Below are 20,266 nucleotides of genomic sequence, written 5' to 3' on the forward strand. Positions count from 1 at the left end.
TTCGCTCCGACTCATCGCGTCTCAACTGGGCGAACCCAATGTCTTGATGGCGTCGTTGAAATTGCTCTCGGTGCTCTGAATGGCGTTGTTGGCGCTCTCGAAATTGCGCTGGATCGTGATCATGTGCGTCAGTTCGAGGATCGGATTGACGTTCGAACCCTCGACCATGCCCTGCAGCACGCCATTGCTGTTGAAGTCGAGCACGGGCGAGGCCGGCCGGTCGGATTTCACCGCCGAATTGTCGGCGCGGCTGAGCCTGGCGTTGGGATCGAGCTGGAACAGGCCGATGGCGCCGACCTGACGGCCGCCCTGGCTGATCATGCCGTCGGAGGCGATGATCGGCGGACCGGCGCTCCCGTCGAGCAAGACGGCCGAGCCGCCGGCGTCGAGAATGGGATAATTGTTGACCGTCAACAGCGAGCCGTTGGCGTCCATGTGCAGCCGCCCGTCGCGGGTATAGGCGACGCCATCGGGCGTCTTGATGGCGAAATAGCCGTCTCCGCGCACGGCGAGGTCGAGCGGGTCGCCGGTGCGCGAAATATCGCCCGTCTTGCGCGAAATGTAGCTGTCGCCGGGGACGGCGAAGGCCACCGACGTCGAGCCCGCGCGCGAGAGCAGCGTCGAGAAGCTGATTTCCTCGGAGCGATAGCCGGCCGTGTTCACGTTCGCGATGTTCTGGGCGACCGTGTCCAGGCGCTTCAGCAGCGCGGCCTGTCCGGAGAGAGCGACATAGAGACCAGATTGCATCGGAAACCCGCTACACAAGTGAATGCGAAATCTTGAAGAGACAACCAATCCTTAACCATCGGCGCTGGCGCGAGGCTGACGCGCGGGGGGCGCCAGCCTCACGCAAGCCCGACCACGCACTAATGGGCCTCAAGCTTCGGCAAGCGGAGAGCGCTCGTGAATTTTGTCATCGGCTTAGCCATATCTTTCGGCTGCATGCTTGGCGGCTATGTCGCCATCGGGGGCCATCTACACGCTCTCATGCAGCCCTATGAGTTTCTGATCCTCGGCGGCGCGGCGCTCGGCATCTTCGTGGTGCAGAATCCCATGCCGGTCATCAAGGACACGGGCGGCGCCATGATGGAGGCCATCCTTGGCAAGGGGCCAAAACAGAAGGACTTTCTCGACCTGCTGACGCTGTTGCACAGCATCATGCGCGAAATGCGCGGGAAGTCGCGCGGCGAGGTCGAAGCGCACATCGACAATCCGCAGGAATCGGAAATCTTCAAGCTGCATCCGAAAATCCTCGGCAACAAGTTGCTCTGCAATTTCATCTGCGACTATTGCCGCCTGATCATCATCGGCACCGCGCGCTCCTTCGAGATCGAGGCGCTAATGGACGAGGAAATCCAGACGATGACCTATGACAAGATGAAACCCTACAACGCGCTGACGAGCGTCGGCGACGGCTTTCCGGCGCTCGGCATTGTCGCGGCGGTGCTCGGCATCATTCACGCCATGGGCTCGCTGGACCAGGGACCGGAAGTGCTCGGCGGCCTGATCGGCGCCGCGCTGGTCGGCACCTTCTCCGGCATTTTCGCCTCTTACGGCATCATCTCTCCGCTGGCCATGCTGATCAAGTCCACGCGCACCAAGGCCCTGCGCCAGTTCGTCCTGGTGAAGCAGACCCTGCTCGCCTACATGAACGGCGCCATGCCGCAGATCGCCGTCGAATTCGGCCGCAAGACCATCCCCGCCAAGGAGCGCCCCACCATCGACGAGGTGGAGAGTGAAACCACCGGCGGCGGCGGCGACAAAGCGGCGGCCTGATCGATGAACACGGCGACTGAACCGCGCGGAGCGGCGGACAAGCTCCTCGACAATCCCGGCTTGACGGTCGAGCGTCTGCCGATGCTCACCATGATCTTCGACCGGCTGGCGCAATCCTGCGCCGAGGGCATCCGCCCCTATGCGCCGGCCGTGGTCTCCTGCTTCGTCAATTCGATCTCGACCGATCACGTCTGGGACGCGCTCGACGCCTATGACGGCTCCATAGCGGCGATCTTTTATTCGTCCGAACTCGACGCCCGCATTCTGGTCGGGCTCGACCGCCGCTGCGTCTATTCCCTGATGGAAGTGATGCTCGGCGGCGATGCGCAGGAAGCCCCCTATGACGAGGACCGGACATTTTCCACCCTTGAGGTGCGCGTCGCCCAGACCGTGCTGGAAATCGCCTCCGAGGCTTTGAAGTCCGCCTTCGGCCCGGTGATCGAGACCACGTTCCGGCTGGAGCGCGTGGAAACGCGCATGGACTTCACCATCATGGGCCGCCGCAACGTGCTTGCGGTGATCGCCAAGATCCTGATCCAGGCCATGGATATCGGCGGACAGATGTTCGTCGTGATCCCCCAGCCCGCGCTCACGCCCATCCGCCAGAAACTGGCGCGCGACCTGTCGAGCGACGGTTCCGCCAGCGATCCGCGCTGGCTCAAGATGATGCGCGACGGCGTGCAGAAGGCCGAAGTGAGAATCACCGGCGTGCTCGACGAATATGAAGAGACGCTCGGGGCGATCTCCGAATGGAAGATCGGCGACGTGCTGCCGCTGAAACCCAGCGCCCTGACCCGGGTGCGCTTCGACTGCAAGAGCCAGGCGCTGTTCTGGTGCGAACTGGGGCAGTCCAAGGGGGTCTATACCCTGAAAGTCGCCGAGCGCGTCAATGTGGAGGAGATGCCCTTGGCCCAGTTCCTGAAATCCGCCGCCGTGACCGAACAAGCCTGAAATCCCGATTGAACCGCCGAGCAGCCTCATGACCGAAACAGAAGATTTTCCTCAAAGCCCGCAGGTCGAGCCGCAGCCGAGCGCGGCGGACCCCGATCTGACCCGGCATGACGCCATCCTGCGCATTCCCGTCACCGTGCAAGTGGTGCTCGGGTCCGCGAAAATGCCGGTCGCCCACCTGATGAAGCTCGGGCGCGGCGCGGTGGTCGCGCTCGACCAGCGCGTCGGCGAACCCGTCAATGTCGTCGTCAATGGCCGCATCGTCGCGCGCGGCGAAGTGGTGGTGGTTGACGAAGACAATTCGCGCTTCGGCGTATCCCTGACGGAAATCGTGGGCTCATCGGATGCAGACGCCTTCAACTGAGGACGGCGGCCGCTACGGCGCGCCGAATCGCGCAAACGGCGTCGCACGGCCGCTGTTCGGCGCCGAAAAGGTCGCGGCCTTGCTGCTCGCTATGGACAAGCAGGTGGCGGGGCGCCTGCTCAAGCTCCTCGATCCGCTCGAATTGCGCCAGGTCACCCGTGCCGCCGCGGACCTTGGCTCGGTCAATCCCGCGACGATCGAACATCTGATCTCCGATTTCACCGAGATGTTCACCGCCGGCGCCGATCTGTTGGGATCGGCGGGCTCGGCTGAAAATTTGCTGGCCGGCGCCCTGCCCGAGGACGAGGCGGCCGAAATTCTTTCCGACGTGCTCGGCAATTCCAACAAGGCGATGTGGGACCGCCTGTCGGCGGCGCCAGAGGCCGCGCTCGCCAGCTATCTGCAAAAGGAACATCCGCAGACCTTCGCTTTCGTGCTGTCGAAACTTTCCTCGACCGCGGCGGCGAAGGTGATGGCGCTGACGCCGCCCCAACTGCGCAACAGCCTGATGAAGCGCATGCTGTCGCCCCGTCCGGTGATGGACCCGATGATGCGTCTGCTGGAGCGCACCATGCACGAGGATCTGCTGCTCAATGTCGCGCGCAACACTGGCGGCGACACCCACAGCAAGATCGCCGAAATCATCAACAAGATGGAGCGCGACCAGATCGAGGAAGTGCTGAACGCCCTGGCCGAGGATCGCCCCAAGGACGCCGAGACGCTGCGCGGCCTGATGTTCACCTTCGAGGACATCGCCAAACTCTCGCAGAAAGCGCGCACCACCGTGTTCGACAAGGTGCCCGCCGATCGCGTCGTCATGGCGCTCAAGGGCACCGACCCGACCTTCCGCGAATTGATTCTCTCCTCCATGGCCGCACGCGCGCGGCGCATGGTGGAAAGCGAGCTCAATTCGGGCGGCCCGGCGCAGCAACGCGACGTGCTCAAGGCGCGCCGCGCCATCGCCGACACGGTGCTGGAAATGGCCGAACGCAACGAGATCGAGATCCATTCGAGCGGAGATGGCGACGCGGTTTTTGAATAGTGCGGTTTCCGCGAGATTGCTTCGCAATCCGAGAAAACCACTCACGCGGAATTTCCTAGATCGCGAACGTGGAATTCCGCGTGAGCGAGATACGAAATTCGAATGGAACATTCGGATTTCGAATAAAAGCTCTGGATTTCGCAGGAGACCATGTCAGACAAACCCGACAAGGAAAGCCAGACCGAGGAACCGACCGAGAAGCGACTTTCCGATTCGGTCGAGCGGGGCGATACGCCCAATTCGCGCGAGGTCACGACTTTCGCGGGTCTGTTCGCCGCCGTGCTGTTCTTCTATTTCTTCCTGCGCTCCGGCGCCCGTCCCATGGTCGCGGCGATGCAGAACATGCTCGACCAGAGCGGCCAATATCAGATCGGCGCCGGGCGCAACGCCCTCCACCTGATCGACGCGACCATGCGCGCCGTCGGGCAGTTTCTGCTGCCCGCGATCGTTCTCATCATCGTCATGGCGCTGGTCGCGACTTTTGGACAGAACGCGCCACAGATCGCGCCGGAGCGACTGATGCCCAAATTGGAGCGCATCGCGCCCGACTGGTCGCGCGTCATCTCCATGCGCGGCGTCACGGAGCTGTTCAAGAGCCTCGCCAAGCTGCTGATCGTCGGCCTTGTGGCCTTCTTCGTGATCAAGGGCGAGATCGGCGCGGCGATCGCGACCATCCAGTCCGACCCCGCCGGGCTCGCCGAGCACATTCTCGACGTCTCGACCCGGCTGCTCAGCGGCATCACGCTCGCGGTCTTCGTCCTCGCCGCCTTCGATTTCGCGTGGACCCGCATCCATTGGAAGCGCGACCTGCGCATGAGCCGCCAGGACGTGAAGGACGAAATGAAGCAGATGCAGGGCGACCCCATGGTCAAGGCGCGGCAGCGCTCCGTCGCGCTCGAACGCGCGCGCAAGCGCATGATGGCGGCCGTCCCCACCGCGACCATGGTGATCGCCAATCCGACCCATTACGCCATCGCGCTGCGCTACGTGCGCGAAGAGGGCGGCGCGCCGAAGGTCGTCGCCAAGGGCCAGGATCTGATCGCGCTCAAGATCCGCGAGATCGCCGAACAGAACGACATTCCCGTGATCGAGGACAAGGCTCTGGCAAGGTCCATGTACGATCGTGTCGAGGTTGACATGATGATCCCGGCGGAATTCTACCGCGTCATCGCGGAACTGATCCACTTCCTCAACCGGACTGGCGCATCGGGCCAGCAGCAACAAGGGCGGAGCTCATGATGCCGACACCCATTTCGCCCGCCGTGCCGCGCGCGTGTGAGCAGGCGCTCGCGGAAGCTCTCGCCGATGTCGCGACGGAATTGCGCCTCGTCAACGTCATCGACCTGATCGGCTACGTGCATGGCCAGCGCTACGCCAATATCGAGGATCTGATCCACTCCTCGGCCGAACTCTATTTCAAGCAGGGCGCGTTGCGCTATGCCTGCGCCGCCGACGCCGACGTGCGATGGAACGCGCCACCGAGCGTTTCCCTGAGCATGGAGTTCCGCTGGCGCGGCGCGACCGCGCTGTTTCGTCTGCAACTCGACGCGGCCAGCGCTTCGATCGACATTCATCATCTCGCGCTGGACACGCCCGGCGCGCCGGAAGACGTGCCGACGCGATTCGCCTCGGCGCTGGCGGACGCCCGGCTGCGCCCCCCCAGAAGGGCGGCGTAGGCAAGGCCGGCGCAAGCCCTTCGATCCGGCTTGTCACCCGAAATCCGAATGATCCATTCCTGATTTCGTCTTCCGCACGCGCGGATTTTCGCCCTCACTTCAGGGAAATCCGCGCGCTGTTGTCGCGGATCGCGAGTCTCGCGGAAACCGGATCAGGCGATCTTGGAGCCCATGCGCAGCCCGCCCCAGTGCTTGCCGCGCACGAAAATCGGCGCGGAAATGTCCTTGATCAATTCCACGCGCCCGCCGCCGAGATCGCGCGGATAGGTCTGGCTGAGATAGGCGCTGGTGTTGCGTCCCGCGAGCAGGCCGGTCATATCGTCAAAAATCCGCCGGTTGCGGCAATTGGCGTTGTTCCAGACGGGATCGCCGCCCTGAGGCGCCGAATATTTCTTGTTGTGAACGGGAAGATAGCCGTTGCGATCGACCGCCGCCGAAAAGACGACAGCCGAATCCAGCGTGGGAATCGGCTCCTGGATCGCCGGCAGGGTCGCCTCAAGGAAGTCCAGCGCCCGATTGCGGTACTGCCTCGGATCGGTCCCGGGGATCTCCGCGTAATTGACGTCGAACAGATCGACCTCCGAAATCGCTCCCGATCCCAGCGCGTTTTCGAACAGCGACGAGATCATCGCGGCCCGCGCGATGACGATCTCGCGCAACGTCTCCTCTTTCGCCTGGAGACGCTGCATGAGAGCTTTGAGCGCCGCGGCCGTCGGTTGCGGCGTCTCGATGAAATGCAGCCGGTAGCCGAAATCCGCCGGCGCCGCCCGGGCGCGCAGGGGCCCGATGTCCTTGAGGTCGATCTCGACAGCCGCGCCCATCTCCAAGCTGACCTCGGAGCCGTTCACAAGAGCCGAGCCTTCCGAAATCTCCAGGACTTCGGTGGCGAAGGAACGATCGCGATGGACCAGCGTCGCGGGAATCTTGGCCGGCGAGCGCGGGAACTTGCGCTGGTCCGCGTCGGCGAAATTCTTCAGCGTCACCGAAAGCCGCTTGGTCAGGCGATCGAACAGGGTGCTGACCTGCCGCGATTGGGTCGCGACCTTTTCCGTCGCCTGATTGGCCTCGGCGACCACGCCATTGAAGAGCTCGACGCTGCCGCCGAGTCGCGTCGCGCCTTGGGCGGCGGAATTGGCGCTCTCTCCAATCTCCTGGACGGCGCCGATCTGCTGGTCGGAACTCTGCGCCACCGAAGCGGCGATGTCGCTGATGCGCCCGATAATGTCGCGCACGTCCCGCATCGCCGCGACGGACGATTTTACGGCGGTTTCGATGTCCGCGATCTGCGCCGCGATATCGCGGGTCGCGCTGCTGGTGCGCTGCGCCAGGGATTTGACTTCGTTGGCGACCACGGCGAAGCCGCGTCCGCTTTCGCCGGCGCGCGCGGCCTCGATGGAGGCGTTGAGCGCCAGCAGGCTGGTCTGGCTGGAAATGCCGGTGATCAGCGTCACGATCTCCGTGACCCGCGCGGCGCATGAGGCCAGTTCGGAACAACGCCGCTCCGCGTCATCGGCCCGATCGACCGCGTCATTCACCAGAGCGTGCGCGTCATTGGCCTGGCGTCCGACCTCCTGGCTCGACGCATGAAGTTCGGAAACGGCCGCCGCGACGGCGCCGATCGATTGCGTGGCGGTCGCCGCGCCATCGCCCACCAGCGTGACGCCGCCGCGCAATTCGGCGATGATCTTTTCGAGATCGCCGACGATCGCGCGCATCGCGCCGGACTGGGTCGCCGCGACCGCGTTGGAGGCGTCCATTTCCACATCGACCACGCGCAGCAGGTCGCTCGCCTCGCTTTCGCGCGACGCCGTTTCGGCGCCGGAGACATAGGCGCCGACGCTCTCGGCCATATCGGCGAAAAGCGCCTCGAGCAGCGCGCCCACGAGGACGGATTCGCGGGAAGTCCTTCCAAGAATCGCCTGAACGCAAGCCCCGGTGAAAAAGCCATGAGCGGCGATATAGGCGTCCAGGGGAAGCCCCGCGCGCGCCTGCGCCTCGCCGAAACGGCGGGCGCGCGTCGCCCGCTCCGGGCCGGACGGCCCCGACAGGAGATCGCGCCAGTGCGCGCCCAGCGCGCCCTCAAGACGGGAGAAATCGCCTTTCGCGAAGGCGGCGGCCGTCGCCGGGTCGGAAGCCACCCGCGCGCGAAACGCCTCGAACAGGCTTTTCAGGCGGGGCGACAGGAGCGTGGACAGAGCGGTCTGCGCGTCAGCAGGTTGCATAACGGCTCCACGCATTTTTGCGAGCGGATAAAACTCCATCTCCCCCCCGGACCCTTCCGAACGACGGTTGAACCGAATTTCCGAGATTGACGCCGTCGGCTTGCCCGGAACTTCTCATGGTCGCGTCGGCGTCAGCGCGGCGCCTCGTTCTTCGGCATGTAAGAGAAATCCTGGAGCAGGACGTCCTTGACCGCCCCTTCGCCAAGACGCGCGTTCAACGACACCGCGAGCTTCTTGGTGAGCGCGTCCATGTCGAATTTTTCCAGGTGATGGAAATCGAGGCGCGGGTCGCCGTAAAGCGCGCGGAACGCTTCGTCCATGATCAGGGCGTCGGGACTCACCGCGGACTTCTCCGCCACCTTGGCGTCGAACCCGTAGAGGAATTGCACCAGCACGTAGCCGAGCAGCGCGCCGTCGGCGACGATCGGCACATTGATCACCTTGGTCTTGCGATATTCGTAGACATGCTCCGCCGCTTCGGCCTTTTGCGGCGACGCCTTCGCCGCCTGCCATTGCGAGACGGCGTTGCCGGCGAGCACGGCGATTGCGCTCGCCCAGATCGCCAAGGCCAGCATCTTGATCATCTCAAGCCTCCAACCGGCCGGGTCATACCCCGCCGCGTCCGTAGGTTCCGTCGGACTCGGCTTCCTGGAGCGCGCGCGACACCAGGCCTGAAATTTCGTCAATCGCCCGCAGGTGATGCGCGAGCACCTGTCGATTCGCTTCGAGCTTGCCCACCAGCCTCGCCACATTGTCGTGATCGACGCGCTTCAGGTCGAGCTGGCTGAAATTGCGCAGGATGCGATTGAGCTCCAGCAAACCCTGCTGCTTGCGCGTGTTGAATTCGGCGAGCTCCACCGCGCGATTTTCGCGCAGCAGCGCCGTCTCCTGGTCGATCACGGTTTCCACGCGCGCGATGACGTCGGAAAAGGCCGCGTGAACGTTGATATGGCCGAAGGTCGCCGCGCCATGATGAGACATCGAATGATCCATGAAGCCCCGCTAGATTTTGATTCTGGCGTCAACGAGCGGCGGCAGCGCCGGTTGCATCTTGTTGACGGTCGAGCTCTGCAACAGGTCCTGATGCGTGGCGAACAGGCGATCGGCAATTTTCAGCGCGCCGGACTTCGCCACTTCATTGGCGATTTTTTCGGACATCATGGAACGCCAGACATCGCCCGCCACGCCGGAGCCGTAGACATCGGCGGCGTCCTTCGGCAACATCTCGTCGATCATGCTTTTGAGCAGCACGCTCTCCAGACTCATGGCCGCCTTGCGCGCGGGGCTCAGGTCGGGCGTCAGCGTCTGGCCCGGATTGTGATAGGCGTATGGCCCGGTGTCGACCGGCGCCGCCGTTCGCGTCAGCGTGGTCGAGAAGTCCGTCGAGGACGCGCTCGCCTGGGCGCTCGCCGGGGCGCCGTCGGTCAGGGCGCGCGACGCCGCCGAGGCCTTTTGCGGGTCCGCCGCGCGGGCGACATCGAGGATGAGATCGGATACGGGTGAAATCGCCATGCGCGCCGGAGTCTCGTTGTTGCGCATAGCCCTGTATGCGCGAGTGTTTGAGCAATCTAGCCGCGTAAACTTACGGGAGGCTTGAGGACGCGCGCGCCGCCAGACTTTCGCCGATGTCCAGCAATTGCAGTTTCTCGTCTTCCCGCGCGATGGACACCGCGGTCTCCTTGACGATTTTTTCCAGCGTCTTCTTTTGCGCCGAGCGTTGCAGCAATTGCGCCTTCTGCGCCGACTCCTCCGCCGCCAAGTCGATCTCGCGCCGTTCCGACTGGATCAGGTGACGGCAGGCGAGCCCAAGGATGAACGAATCGTTCTTCTCGACATCGCCAAGCATTCTCAGCAAGGCGCGTTTCTCCTCCTCCACCAGGATCCTTCTCCGCTGGATTTCCCCGAGCTTGGCCTCGTCGATCTGGTGGAGTTGGGCTTTCACGCGCAGCAGGCGCTGGAGTGAACGATGTCTTTCACGCATCAGTTTCCCCTGACGGCCCAGTCGGCGAAGTCCGCCATGAAGGCGGTGACCATGGTGTTGGAAATCAAATAGAGCAGGAACAGGCCGCCCGTGATCAGGAACGGGCCAGAGATGAAGTAGACTTGAATCTGCGGGGTCAGGCGGTTGAGCAAGCCCACCGCGAAATTGGCGACGACGCCGAACACGATGAAGGGACTGGTGATGCGCATGGCGGAGACGAAGGTCCGCGCCAGCGTGTCGGAAAAGGTGATGAGCGCGGTCTGCGGCCGCAACACCGTTCCGACCGGCATCACGGCATAGGACGCGACCACGCCTCGGATCAGCTCCCAATGCAATCCCATGATGAAAATGAGGCAGGTGGCCCCCGCGCTCACCAGGACGCCGATCGCCGGCAAGCTTTCCGACTCGTCGATCGGCGCGCCGAGCGGGTTGGTCATGCCGATGTTCATCGACGCGGCCATCATCATGGTTTCCAGCGCGAGGAAGAACAGCCGCCCCAACAGGCCGATGAAGCCGCCGATCAGCGTTTCCGAAAAGATCGCGCCGCCCAGCGCGCCGAGGCTGTCCGTCAAAGGATGGCCATCGAACGCGAAAGGCTTTCCGCCGGTCAGCGTGGGCGCGAGCGCGAGCGTCAGCGTCAGTGCGACGAACAGCTTGATGCGCGTCGGAATGCGCTGGCTGGAAAACCCCGCCGTGGTCATCAGGCAGGCGCCGATCCGGCAGAACAGCACGAAGATCGAAGCGATCATCTCCGGCGCCGTCGTGATGACCGTCGAAATCACGACACCGTTCCCAGCGACTTGATCTCCACGCCGCGCGCCAGTTCGAGATGCGACAGCACCGGCAAGGTCGCGAACAGGCGCTCGATGATCATGCGCACATAAGGACGCGCCTCCGGCGTGGCCACGATCGCGAACTGCTCGCCGGCGTCCATGAGCTTGCGGATCACCTTGGCCGCTTCCTCGCCAAACTCCTCGACCAACCGGGGGTCGATGTCGAACTCGGTCACGTCGCCCTTGGCGTCGCGCTTCAGGCTCTGGTGGAACACCAGATCCCAGCGATTGCCAAGCCGCAGGATTTTCAGCACGCCGCCCTGCGCGAGATCGCCGCAGATCTGTTGCGCCATGCGGATGCGCACATGTTCGGTGATCTGCTCCGCCCGGCGCGCATGCGGCGCGATCTCGGCGATGGCTTCCAGGATGAGATGCAGATTGCGAATCGAGATGCGCTCCTGGAGCAGCAGCTTGAGCACCGCCTGCAAGCCCGAATAGGAGATTTGCGAGGGGCTGATTTCGTCGAGCAGGCGCTTGTATTCCGGGCCGAGGCGATCGAACAGCGCGCGCATGTCCTTGTAGGACAGCAGTTGCGCGAGATTGTTGCGGATGACCTCGGACAGATGGGTGAGCAGCACCGACATGTTGTCGATCGGATTGAATCCAAGACGCCTGGCTTCGGGAACGAAAGCCTCCGCGATGGACCAGGCCTTCATGCCGAAGGCCGGCTCGCGAATTTCCTCTCCGGGCGTGTCCGGGCGCTTGCCGTCGCCGCTGATCACCACGAATTCGCCGATGCGCACTTCCTGTGTGGCGACCACGGCGCCGTGAATCTTGATCTGATAGCATTTTGGCGGCGCGGTGAGCGAATCCGAGACCTTGATCTCCGGCACCACAAATCCGTACTGGGTCGCGAACTTGCGCCGCATCCGCGCCACGCGGGTCGAAAGTTCGTTTTGCGAAAGCAGGAGGCGCGCCGAAAGCTGCTTGCCGAGAACCAGTTCGATCTCGTGGGTGCGCAGGGATTCCTTGACCGAATTCTTCTGCTCCACCTTGGCCGACTCTTCGCGGGCGCGCTCGGCGGCCACTTGCGCATCGCGCTCCTTGGCGAGCTTTTGCGGAATGGTCTGGCCGAGGAAGGCGAGCGCGCCAGCCAGAATCGCGAAAGGAAAGAACGGCAGCACCGGCATCAGGCCGAGCATCAAGAGAAGCGCGCTGGCGACGAGCATGGCGCGCGGATAATTGCCGAGCTGGCTGAGCACGGCCTTTTCCGTGGAGCCGCGCGTGCCGCCCTTGGAGACCAGCAGGCCCGCCGCCAGCGAAATGATCAGAGCCGGAATTTGCGAGACCAGGCCGTCGCCAACCGACAGCTTGGTGTAGACGTCGGCGGCGGTGGCGATGTCCAGGGAATGCCGGGTGACGCCGATGACAATGCCGCCGAACACGTTGACCGCGAGAATGATCAGGCCGGCGATGGCGTCGCCGCGCACGAATTTCGACGCGCCGTCCATCGCGCCGAAGAACGAGCTTTCCTCCTCCAGTTCGCGGCGACGCTGCTGCGCCTCCTTCTCGTTGATCAGGCCGGCGGAAAGGTCGGCGTCGATCGCCATTTGCTTGCCGGGGATGGCGTCGAGGGTGAAGCGCGCGCCAACTTCGGCGATGCGCGACGCGCCCTTGGTGATGACCATGAAATTGACGGTGATCAGAATGGCGAAGACGACGAGGCCGATGACGAAGTCGCCGCCCATCATCAGCTTGGCGAAGCCGCCGATGATATAGCCGGCCGCCGTGACGCCATGGGAGCCGTCGGTGAGAATGAGCCTTGTGGTCGCGATGTTCAGCGCCAGCCGGAGCATGGTCGAGACCAGGAGAATGGTCGGAAAGGCCGAGAACTCCAGCGGCTTCTCGATCCACAGCGACACCATCAGAATCAACACGGAGAGCGCGACGGAGAACGCCAGGCCCATGTCGATCAGGAAGGCGGGGATCGGCAGGAAGAAAATGCAGAGAATGCAGACGATGACCCCGGCGAAGGCGATATCTCGCCCACCCTTGGCGGCGGGATTGACCGGTGCGATCGCGGCTGCTTGCGTCATGTCTCATCCTCGTTGAAGCGCGGACCGAAGATGGACGGGCAAGCTTGCCTCAAACTGCCGCGCGTGGTTAACGCATGGTCCCGAAATGCGGGGCGTGTTTTCGGATGAGACCAGGCGCAGGAAAGCGAGCGCGGTCTTCAATATCCTCGTTCAACGCGGCCGTAGACCTGCTCGGTGAACGAATGGATCTGGGCGCCGATCAGCGAACCGGTGAACGCCAGCATCACCAGCACCACGACGATTTTCGGCACGAATGTGAGGGTCGATTCCTGAATTTGCGTCAGGGCCTGAAACAGCGCGATCACAACGCCGACCACCATGGCCGCCGCGACGGCGGGGCCGGTCGCGACAAGCACGGTCCAGATGGAGGCGCGCAGCAGATCTAGGGCGTCGGCTTCGTTCATCGTCTCTCTCAGGAGATGGTGACGCCCGTCGCCAGCGTTACGGTCTTGCCATTCGTCAGCGTGGCGGTCGAGCCGCTGGAGCTGACCGTGACCGAGGCAATCGTGCCGCTTACCGTGCCGTCCGATGAGGTCACCGTCTTGCCGATCGCGGACTCGGCCTGGTTGATCATGGTGTTGTTCAGCAGCGAGGTCAGCGTGGTGTTGGTCTGGACCTGCTGCTCCACGGCGGAGAAGCTCGCGAGCTGCGACAATTGCGAGGTCGGATCCATCGGAGAGGTCGGATCCTGATATTTCAGTTCGGTCATCAGCAATTGCAGGAACTGGTTATAGTTCATGGTGGAGGACGCCGCCGCGGTCGTGGCGGCGCTCGCCGTGTTGCTTGTGCTGGTCGCGCTGGTCGCGCCGGAGACTGCTGCCGTCATGGTTCGGATCCTTCGTTTCTGCGGCCGTCAGGCCGCGTTGGCGGACGCCTTGTCCTTCATCAGTTCGGCTTCGAGCGGGAACAGTCCGCGCAAGGTTTTCATCGCTTCGAAGATTCTCCCGGACTCCACAAGGTCGTCGGCGCCGCGCAGACCATCGGAGACGGGGCCGCCTCCGAACGCCGCGCGGCTCGCCGCCGACATGTCGATGAACATGCGCAGAGCCAGCGGCGAGGCCTCCCGCTCCATCAACTGTGTTTGCAAGACGAAGTACAATTGCCGCAGCGGCGTGTTGGCTTCCTCCGGCTGGATCACATGCGCCTCGAGCAGGAAGGTCGCGTCGTTGAGCAGTTCGAGCGTTGACTTGCGCTCGACCTTGATGACGGCGCCGTTGAGATAGAGCTTTTCACCCGCGCGCAATTTCAGCAGCATAAGCGCCTCACACCAGTCCGTCGCGGATGATCACGTTGATTTCGATGAGATCGGAGAAACTGTCGGCCGCGCCGGTGCGCAGGCGTTCGATTTCCTTGATGATCCAGATGCCGATGGAGATGAGCTGCGCCCGCACGGCTTCCGGAAGTTCGTTGCCGTTGCTGCCGAGATCGTCGATGAAGATCGACCACAGCCGGCGGGTATAAATCAGGGCGTCGTTCGCCTCCGGCGAGGCGACGCCCGCTTCGTGGGCGCGCTGTAGCAACTCGACGGCGCGGCCGAGCGCATCGCGCTCGCGCGCGCGCATTTCCTGGGGGGAGTCTTCGACGACTTCTGCATAAGTAAACTGGTACATGGGTCAGTCCCGCGCATTTCAGGCTAAAGAAAATTGACCAGGCTCAGCTTGTGAATCTGCGACGTAAGCGAATAAGCGACCTGCAACTGGGTGGAGAGAGCGCTCACCTGCGAGGCGACGTCGTAGTCGTTGATCGCCTCGTTGGCGTTGAGCTGCGTGTTCAGCACATTCTGCTGGAGCGTGATGCCGGAATTGGCCTGTTTGACGGCGCTCTGCATCGTGCCGATCGTCGCGGCGGTCTCGGTGAACTGGTTGTTCGCGTCGGTCATCACCTTTTGCGCCTGTGTCAGCATCGCGGAATAAGCGCCCGAGTTCAGGTTCTGGTTGGCGAAGACGCTGACCATCGTCAGGCCTTGCGCCATCGTCTGAAACGACTGGTCGTTGGCTGTGACCGAGGTCGTCTCGGTGAGGTTGAGGCTGATGCGGTTGGTCAGCGGCGTGCTGTTGGCATCCGACCAGTTGCTTGTCCAACTGCTGCCGGAGAACAGCGAGGTGAAGGACGTTCCAGTGAGGAACGTTGTCATCTGCGTGTCGCTGATCGTGTTGACGCTCAGACTATTCGCCGAGAGATAAGCGTTGAAAGCGGTCTGCACGGCCGTCTGCGCCGGGCCTGTCGAAGACGCGGCGGTGGACTTGATGGCGGCGTTTCCCGTGTTGATTCCGCCGAAGACATAGACCCCGGCGACTTCGGAATTGGCCGAGGCCACGAAGCTCGACAGAGCGCCCGCGGCGACCTTCTGTAGCGCCGCCGACCCCGAACTGCTGGGGGTGGACGACAGGCCGGTGATGACCTGCTTCAGCACGCTGGAGGCGCTTTGCTGGAGCGTGGTGGCGGCTGTGTAGGCGGTGTCGAGCTGGGTGGTGACGACCGAGTTGGAGCTCGTCAGACTGGTCAAGTCGGCATATTGCTGATGCAGGGAGATGTCCCGTCCAGACCCGGCGCCGAGGCTCAAGCCGATGTCCGCGAGCAAGCCGGTGGATTCCTCCTTCGAGACCGTGCTCATTTGCGATTGCAGGCGCGACACCGTGTTCTGCAGAACGGTCGCAAGAGTCGAAGAGGAAACGGAATTCACGGCCATGTCACGCCACCGCCTGAAGGAGGGATCCGAACATCGCGTTGATCGTCGAAATCAGCTTGGCCGAAGCCTGGTAGGCATTTTCGAATTCGAGCATTTTCGACATCTGCTGGTCGATGTTGACGCCGGTGGCGTTGGACAGCGCCTGCGACGTCTGCGACAGCAGCGTGGTGTGGTAGGTCGCGTCGTTGCTCGCCCCCTGATATTTGCTGTTGAGCCAACTCGCCGAATCCGACGCGTAGGAGGTGAGGCTGCTGGAGGTCGAGAGCGCGGTTCCCGACGGATAGGTCGTCGCGGAGCTGAGGTTCGAGATGTAGCCGCGCAGCAACGTGTTGAAGCTCGCTGCGGGGGGGGTGCTGTTCTGGCTGACGCCGTTGATCGAGCCGTCGCGAATGTTGGTGTAGCTGCCGCCCCGGGAGGGATCGGCGCCGGCGCTGACCTGGATCGAGCCCGCGAGGCCCGCATCCACCGTCGCTGTCGGAATCGTGGCCGTGTTGGCCGAGGCTCTGAACAGACCCGCCACCGGGCCCAAGCCGCCGGTTTCGGCGAAGGCGTTGATCAACCCGCCCGCGATCGAATCGAGCTGGTTCTGATAGGTGACCGCGACACTGTCGCGCACGTCGGCGTAGCCTTTGAGCGCGCCGGACTGGATCGGCATGACGGCGCTGGAGCCCGTCACGGGAACGCCATCGACATAGACCGCATTGCCGGCGACCGAGGCGGTATAAGAGGTCTGCGGCGTCATGGTGACCGTGCGCGGACTGGTCTCGAACAGGGTGACGCCGCTGTCGGTGTAGATCGACATCGAGCCGTTGGAATTGGTGAGCGTCGAGATCCCGATTTCCTTCGACAGGCTCTGCAGGAGCGTCGAGCGCTGGTCGAGCGCGTCGGTGATGTCGGAGCCGCTCGCCGTGCCCTGGACGATCGTGGTGTTGACCCCCTGGAACTGCTTGAGCAGATTGGTGATGGTCGCCACCGAAGTGACCATGTCCTGATCGGCGGTCTCACGCGCGTTCTGCGTGGTCGTCGTGGCGTCGTTCAGGCCGTTGGCGAGATTGGTCGCCGCCGTGACCACGGCGGCGGCGGCGGAGGTATTGCTCGGTGACGAGGAATAAGTCTGCAAGGCCGAGGACATGGCCTGCAGCAGGGTCGAGGGCGACTGCGCGGCCGTGGTCGAATCCGTCGTCGTGGTGGAATCGGCGACGGTCTTCTGCAACAGCGTCACGCCATCGGAAAGGGCCTGGGCCGCCGCATTGCTCGCTGTTCCCGCCAGCATGGTGTTGAACAGCGAAGTGTTGGTCAGGTTGGCGATCGACTCGATGATCCCGGCGCCGTTGGCGCCGGTGATGACATTGGCGACTTTCGCCGAGACATAGCCCGTTGTGTTCTGCGCATTGGAAACATTGCGCGAGACGATCGCCTGGAGCCCCGCGTTGGTCGCAAGCGAGCTCGAGGCGATGTCCATGGCATTGGTGAGACCCATGGCTGTTCATCCGCTCCGTGATTGTTAGACCTGCATGTTGATCAGCGTGTCCAGACATTGGGCGCCGGTCGAGAACATCTTGGAATTGGCCTGATAGTTGCGTTGAGCCACGATCATGTTGGTGAGTTCGGTCGCGATATCGACGGTGGATTGTTCGAGATTGCTGGACTTGATCGTGCCGAGCTGTCCGGTTCCAGCCACGCCCACGTTCGCCTGGCCCGACTCGAGGGTGGGCGAGAAGACGTTGCCAGTCCCAGACAGCATGTTGATCGGGCTCGCCACCGAGGCGAGTGGAATCTTGTACGCCGCCACCGACGTGCCATCGGCGAGCTGGTAGGACAGGGTTCCGTCGGTGCTGATGCTCACGGAACTGATGCTTGAGGCGGCGTGACCGGTCATGTCCGATTTCGACACCGCAAAGGCGGTCGAGTACTGGGTCATGCCCGACAGATCGAGCGTCACGGGGTTGGTGGGGAGGGCGCCGTTTGCGTTGGGCAAGTTGAAGCTCATTGAGGTCGCGCCCAAGGTGCTGCCGGTGAAGTTGAGGGCCGTCGTCGAGCCGGTGAGCGCCGTCGCCCCGAGATAGGCCGCCGCGCTCCAGGTGTTCGCGCCCGTCTTGAGGAAGTAGAGGTTGACGATCTCCGCGGCGCCCTGACTGTCGTACATCGTGATCGACGTCTGCGAGGTGAAACTGGTGTTGCTGACCGGGCCGGCCCCGCTCGTTGCCGTCGAATCCAGGTTGGCGCTGAATGTCCCGGTGGAGGTCGCCACCGCCGGAAGAATGCCTGTCGCCACTTTGACGTTGGTCATACCGGTCAGCGAGTTGGACGACATGGCCGGCAAGGTGCCGCTCGCCGAATAGGCGTAGCCCATCAGATAATAGCCGGCGGAGTTGTAGAGATTGCCGCTATTGTCGGTCACGAAGGAGCCGGAGCGGGTGAGAAAGTTTTCGCCGGAGCCGCTGGAGCTGTTGGCGCTGTTGGAGACGACGAAGAAGCCGTTGCCGTTGACGGCGAGATCGGTCGTGGAGGTGGTGCTCTGGAGCGTACCCCGTTTGGCGGCTTCAACGCGCGTGGTGGTATAGACGCCGCCCGCCGAAGTCTGACCGACGGCCGACTGGTCGACGAGGGTGGAGAACTCCGTGTCCGCCTGCTTGTAGCCAGGCGTGCTCGCATTCGAGATATTCTGGCCAATATTGCTCAGATAATTAGATTGCGCGTTCATGCCAGTTACGCTGGCGTTCATGGCGTCATAGATGCCCATCGCGATGCTCCTGCCCTCATGGCTCCTCCCTGTTGTGCCCGTTCAGGCTTGCGCGAAGCTGGCAAGACGCAACGCGCGGACGCTGACAATACGGCGATGGTTCAGCAATTCCGGCACATGCGGCGGATCGAATTAACGGCCCGCTCATCATTTCCAATTAGCTTTGGACTTGAAAGGTGATCGCTCGGATCGCCCAGTCCGTTTTGCCGCGCGGGTTCTGCTCCACATGCATGTCATTGTCGTCGCGGCCGATCAGGCGTTGCAGGCCTCGATCTCCTCCATTCTCGAGACGCGCGGCCATGACGTGATCGCCTTCGCCGATGCGAACGAAGGGTTGGACCGGCTCGGACGCGACCGCGAACTGAACGCCTTCATCGTCGCCAACGACAAGGACGCCGGCGCCGAGATCTGCTGGGAGGCCCGGCTGTTGTCGAGCTTCGAGCGCCCGATCTACGTGTGCCTGGTGTCGCCGCCCCTGCCCTCGGCCGCCTTCATCGAGGCGCTGGACTGCGGCGCCGACGACGTGCTGCAACTTCCCATTTCCCCCGACGAGCTTTACGCGCGCCTGCGCGCCGCCGAACGCCTGAACCAGATGCAGCACAAACTGCTGGAAATGGCGACGCGGGACGGCTTGACCGGCCTCTACAACCGCGCGGCCTTCTTCCATCGCGCCGCCTCGCTTTGCGGCGCGCGGCCTGTCGTCGCGATCATGACCGACATCGATCATTTCAAGGCGATCAACGACAACTACGGCCATGCCGTTGGCGACAGGGCGATCCGCGCCGTCGCCGACTGCCTCAAAAGCCAGGGCGACATTGTCGGGCGGCTCGGCGGCGAGGAATTCGCGCTTCTGCTCGATATCGCCGACGCCACCGACGCCTGGCGCGCGGCGGAAGGCCTGCGCCGCATGATCGCCATGCAGGAAATCGATCTCGACCGGGAGAGCGTGCGCCTGTCCTGCTCGTTCGGCGTCGCCATGGGCCAGGCCGGCGAGGACATCGACGAGCTGCTGCGCATGGCCGACGCCGCGCTTTACGCGGCCAAGCGCGCCGGGCGCAACATGGTCGCGCTCTACGATCCCGAAAAGATGGCGGCGGCGCCGCGACCCAACAGCATCATTCGCGGAACCTCGGCTTCGTCGACCGGCGCGCGCCGCGCCGCCAGCTGATCTTAGAGTAAGTTCGGTGAGATCCCGTTCACCGAACTTACTATAACTCTTTGGTTTTAATCATATTTTTCCCGAAAACCGCGCACACTTTTCGGAAATCCCGCTTAGCGCGGACGCAGCCGGATCATCTTCAGCACGTCGCTGCGCAGGAATTTCTCCTCGATGATTTCGAGGCCCGCCTCTTCAAAATAGGTCTCGGTCGTCGGCGTGTAGGAGGCCGCGAAGGCTCCGCTCAGCCATTTCGACATCAACTGCTGCCGCTTGCGCACCAGGGGGCGCGGCGACAGGCGATAATCGACGATGCGGATTTCGCCGTTGGGCTTGCAGACGCGGCGCAATTCCTTCAAAGCGGCGAGTTGTTCGTTGTCCTCGATGCAGGCGAACACGAAAGTGGCGACGACGCCGTCAAAGGTCGCGTCGGCCCAGTCGAGCCGGGTGAGATCGGAGCGGCGCAGATCGACCATCACGCCGAGGCGTTCGGCGCGGGCGCGGGCGCGCTCCAGCATGGCGGCGCTGGCGTCGCAGCCGGAGGCCTTGACGCCCAAGGGATAGGCGACGAAATTGCAGCCCGTGCCGACGCCCGCGTCGAGAATGGCGCCGTTCAGGCCCTCGAACATGCGGCGGCGCAGGGCGCGCTTCCAACCGATTTCGTAGGGCGCATCCAGCAAGTCATAAAGAAAGGCGATGCGTTCGTAGGTCTTGCGGGCGTTAAGACTTTCCATGGGGGCCAGCGTTTGCGACATGTCGATTACCCTTATCGAAGCGGCAATCTCGCTTGCCTATGA

The 20,266-nt window shown here is 63.4% G+C and carries 23 protein-coding genes; 7 read left to right on the plus strand and 16 right to left on the minus strand.

Annotated elements, in window-relative coordinates; all coding sequences use genetic code 11:
- Positions 1 to 21: 21 nt before the first annotated feature.
- The gene (gene flgF / locus CCR94_RS05985) at positions 22 to 747 is read right to left on the minus strand and encodes a flagellar basal-body rod protein FlgF (RefSeq protein ID WP_104506972.1); all 726 of its coding nucleotides are present in this window, start codon (positions 745 to 747) and stop codon (positions 22 to 24) included.
- A gap of 156 nt (positions 748 to 903) precedes the next feature.
- On the opposite strand from flgF, the gene motA reads away from it, so the two are divergent.
- From motA to CCR94_RS06015, 6 genes are all read left to right on the plus strand, one after another.
- Positions 904 to 1,776 (plus strand): flagellar motor stator protein MotA, encoded by an 873-nt coding sequence (gene motA, locus CCR94_RS05990; protein WP_104506973.1) that lies wholly within the window; start codon positions 904 to 906, stop codon positions 1,774 to 1,776.
- A 3-nt stretch (positions 1,777 to 1,779) separates the two neighbouring features.
- Positions 1,780 to 2,727: a flagellar motor switch protein FliM gene (locus CCR94_RS05995; protein ID WP_104506974.1), complete on the plus strand. Its 948-nt coding sequence runs from the start codon at positions 1,780 to 1,782 to the stop codon at positions 2,725 to 2,727.
- A 28-nt stretch (positions 2,728 to 2,755) separates the two neighbouring features.
- The gene (gene fliN / locus CCR94_RS06000) at positions 2,756 to 3,091 is read left to right on the plus strand and encodes a flagellar motor switch protein FliN (RefSeq protein WP_104506975.1); all 336 of its coding nucleotides are present in this window, start codon (positions 2,756 to 2,758) and stop codon (positions 3,089 to 3,091) included.
- Positions 3,072 to 4,133, plus strand: coding sequence for a flagellar motor switch protein FliG (locus CCR94_RS06005; protein ID WP_104506976.1), 1,062 nt, complete (start codon positions 3,072 to 3,074; stop codon positions 4,131 to 4,133). The genes fliN and CCR94_RS06005 overlap by 20 nt, the downstream gene beginning before the upstream one ends.
- Before the next feature lie 150 nt (positions 4,134 to 4,283).
- Positions 4,284 to 5,372, plus strand: a complete 1,089-nt coding sequence (flhB, locus tag CCR94_RS06010; RefSeq protein ID WP_104506977.1) for a flagellar biosynthesis protein FlhB — start codon at positions 4,284 to 4,286, stop codon at positions 5,370 to 5,372.
- Positions 5,372 to 5,809 (plus strand): hypothetical protein, encoded by a 438-nt coding sequence (locus tag CCR94_RS06015; protein WP_146089873.1) that lies wholly within the window; start codon positions 5,372 to 5,374, stop codon positions 5,807 to 5,809. Before flhB ends, CCR94_RS06015 begins: the two co-directional genes overlap by 1 nt.
- Positions 5,810 to 5,961: 152 nt before the next feature.
- Here CCR94_RS06015 and CCR94_RS06020 read toward each other — a convergent pair whose 3' ends face one another.
- From CCR94_RS06020 to CCR94_RS06085, 14 genes are all read right to left on the minus strand, one after another.
- On the minus strand, positions 5,962 to 8,031 hold the full coding sequence (locus CCR94_RS06020) for a methyl-accepting chemotaxis protein (RefSeq protein ID WP_158254643.1): 2,070 nt from the start codon (positions 8,029 to 8,031) through the stop codon (positions 5,962 to 5,964).
- A gap of 131 nt (positions 8,032 to 8,162) precedes the next feature.
- On the minus strand, positions 8,163 to 8,615 hold the full coding sequence (locus CCR94_RS06025) for a hypothetical protein (RefSeq protein WP_104506980.1): 453 nt from the start codon (positions 8,613 to 8,615) through the stop codon (positions 8,163 to 8,165).
- A gap of 22 nt (positions 8,616 to 8,637) precedes the next feature.
- Positions 8,638 to 9,012, minus strand: coding sequence for a flagellar protein FlgN (locus CCR94_RS06030; RefSeq protein WP_146089874.1), 375 nt, complete (start codon positions 9,010 to 9,012; stop codon positions 8,638 to 8,640).
- A gap of 21 nt (positions 9,013 to 9,033) precedes the next feature.
- Positions 9,034 to 9,543, minus strand: coding sequence for a hypothetical protein (locus CCR94_RS06035; RefSeq protein ID WP_158254644.1), 510 nt, complete (start codon positions 9,541 to 9,543; stop codon positions 9,034 to 9,036).
- 70 nt (positions 9,544 to 9,613) lie between these two features.
- The gene (locus CCR94_RS06040) at positions 9,614 to 10,012 is read right to left on the minus strand and encodes a hypothetical protein (protein ID WP_104506983.1); all 399 of its coding nucleotides are present in this window, start codon (positions 10,010 to 10,012) and stop codon (positions 9,614 to 9,616) included.
- Positions 10,012 to 10,794 carry a flagellar biosynthetic protein FliR gene (locus CCR94_RS06045; RefSeq protein ID WP_206605784.1) on the minus strand — a complete coding sequence of 261 codons (783 nt, stop codon included), beginning with the start codon at positions 10,792 to 10,794 and terminating at the stop codon, positions 10,012 to 10,014. The genes CCR94_RS06040 and CCR94_RS06045 overlap by 1 nt, the downstream gene beginning before the upstream one ends.
- Entirely contained in the window at positions 10,791 to 12,881 is a 2,091-nt protein-coding gene (gene flhA / locus CCR94_RS06050) for a flagellar biosynthesis protein FlhA (protein ID WP_104506984.1), read from the minus strand. Before flhA ends, CCR94_RS06045 begins: the two co-directional genes overlap by 4 nt.
- Positions 12,882 to 13,018: 137 nt before the next feature.
- Positions 13,019 to 13,285, minus strand: a complete 267-nt coding sequence (fliQ, locus tag CCR94_RS06055; RefSeq protein ID WP_104506985.1) for a flagellar biosynthesis protein FliQ — start codon at positions 13,283 to 13,285, stop codon at positions 13,019 to 13,021.
- Between the two features lie 8 nt (positions 13,286 to 13,293).
- Positions 13,294 to 13,707, minus strand: coding sequence for a flagellar hook assembly protein FlgD (gene flgD, locus CCR94_RS06060; RefSeq protein WP_104506986.1), 414 nt, complete (start codon positions 13,705 to 13,707; stop codon positions 13,294 to 13,296).
- A gap of 27 nt (positions 13,708 to 13,734) precedes the next feature.
- Positions 13,735 to 14,136: a flagellar biosynthesis repressor FlbT gene (locus tag CCR94_RS06065; RefSeq protein WP_104506987.1), complete on the minus strand. Its 402-nt coding sequence runs from the start codon at positions 14,134 to 14,136 to the stop codon at positions 13,735 to 13,737.
- A gap of 7 nt (positions 14,137 to 14,143) precedes the next feature.
- Complete coding sequence (gene flaF / locus CCR94_RS06070; RefSeq protein ID WP_104506988.1) at positions 14,144 to 14,491, minus strand: flagellar biosynthesis regulator FlaF; 348 nt, start codon at positions 14,489 to 14,491, stop codon at positions 14,144 to 14,146.
- A gap of 23 nt (positions 14,492 to 14,514) precedes the next feature.
- On the minus strand, positions 14,515 to 15,570 hold the full coding sequence (locus CCR94_RS06075) for a flagellar hook-associated family protein (protein WP_104506989.1): 1,056 nt from the start codon (positions 15,568 to 15,570) through the stop codon (positions 14,515 to 14,517).
- A 1-nt stretch (position 15,571) separates the two neighbouring features.
- Positions 15,572 to 17,050, minus strand: a complete 1,479-nt coding sequence (gene flgK / locus CCR94_RS06080) for a flagellar hook-associated protein FlgK (protein WP_104506990.1) — start codon at positions 17,048 to 17,050, stop codon at positions 15,572 to 15,574.
- Positions 17,051 to 17,074: 24 nt separating this feature from the next.
- Positions 17,075 to 18,313 carry a flagellar hook protein FlgE gene (locus CCR94_RS06085; protein ID WP_104506991.1) on the minus strand — a complete coding sequence of 413 codons (1,239 nt, stop codon included), beginning with the start codon at positions 18,311 to 18,313 and terminating at the stop codon, positions 17,075 to 17,077.
- Positions 18,314 to 18,539: 226 nt separating this feature from the next.
- Between CCR94_RS06085 and CCR94_RS06090 the strand changes: the two genes are divergently transcribed.
- Positions 18,540 to 19,481: a GGDEF domain-containing response regulator gene (locus CCR94_RS06090; protein WP_104506992.1), complete on the plus strand. Its 942-nt coding sequence runs from the start codon at positions 18,540 to 18,542 to the stop codon at positions 19,479 to 19,481.
- Between the two features lie 104 nt (positions 19,482 to 19,585).
- Here the strand turns inward: CCR94_RS06090 and CCR94_RS06095 are convergent, their stop codons facing one another.
- Positions 19,586 to 20,224, minus strand: a complete 639-nt coding sequence (locus CCR94_RS06095) for a class I SAM-dependent methyltransferase (RefSeq protein ID WP_104506993.1) — start codon at positions 20,222 to 20,224, stop codon at positions 19,586 to 19,588.
- Positions 20,225 to 20,266: the final 42 nt, after the last annotated feature.

Source organism: Rhodoblastus sphagnicola (assembly GCF_002937075.1).
Lineage (GTDB): Bacteria > Pseudomonadota > Alphaproteobacteria > Rhizobiales > Beijerinckiaceae > Rhodoblastus > Rhodoblastus sphagnicola.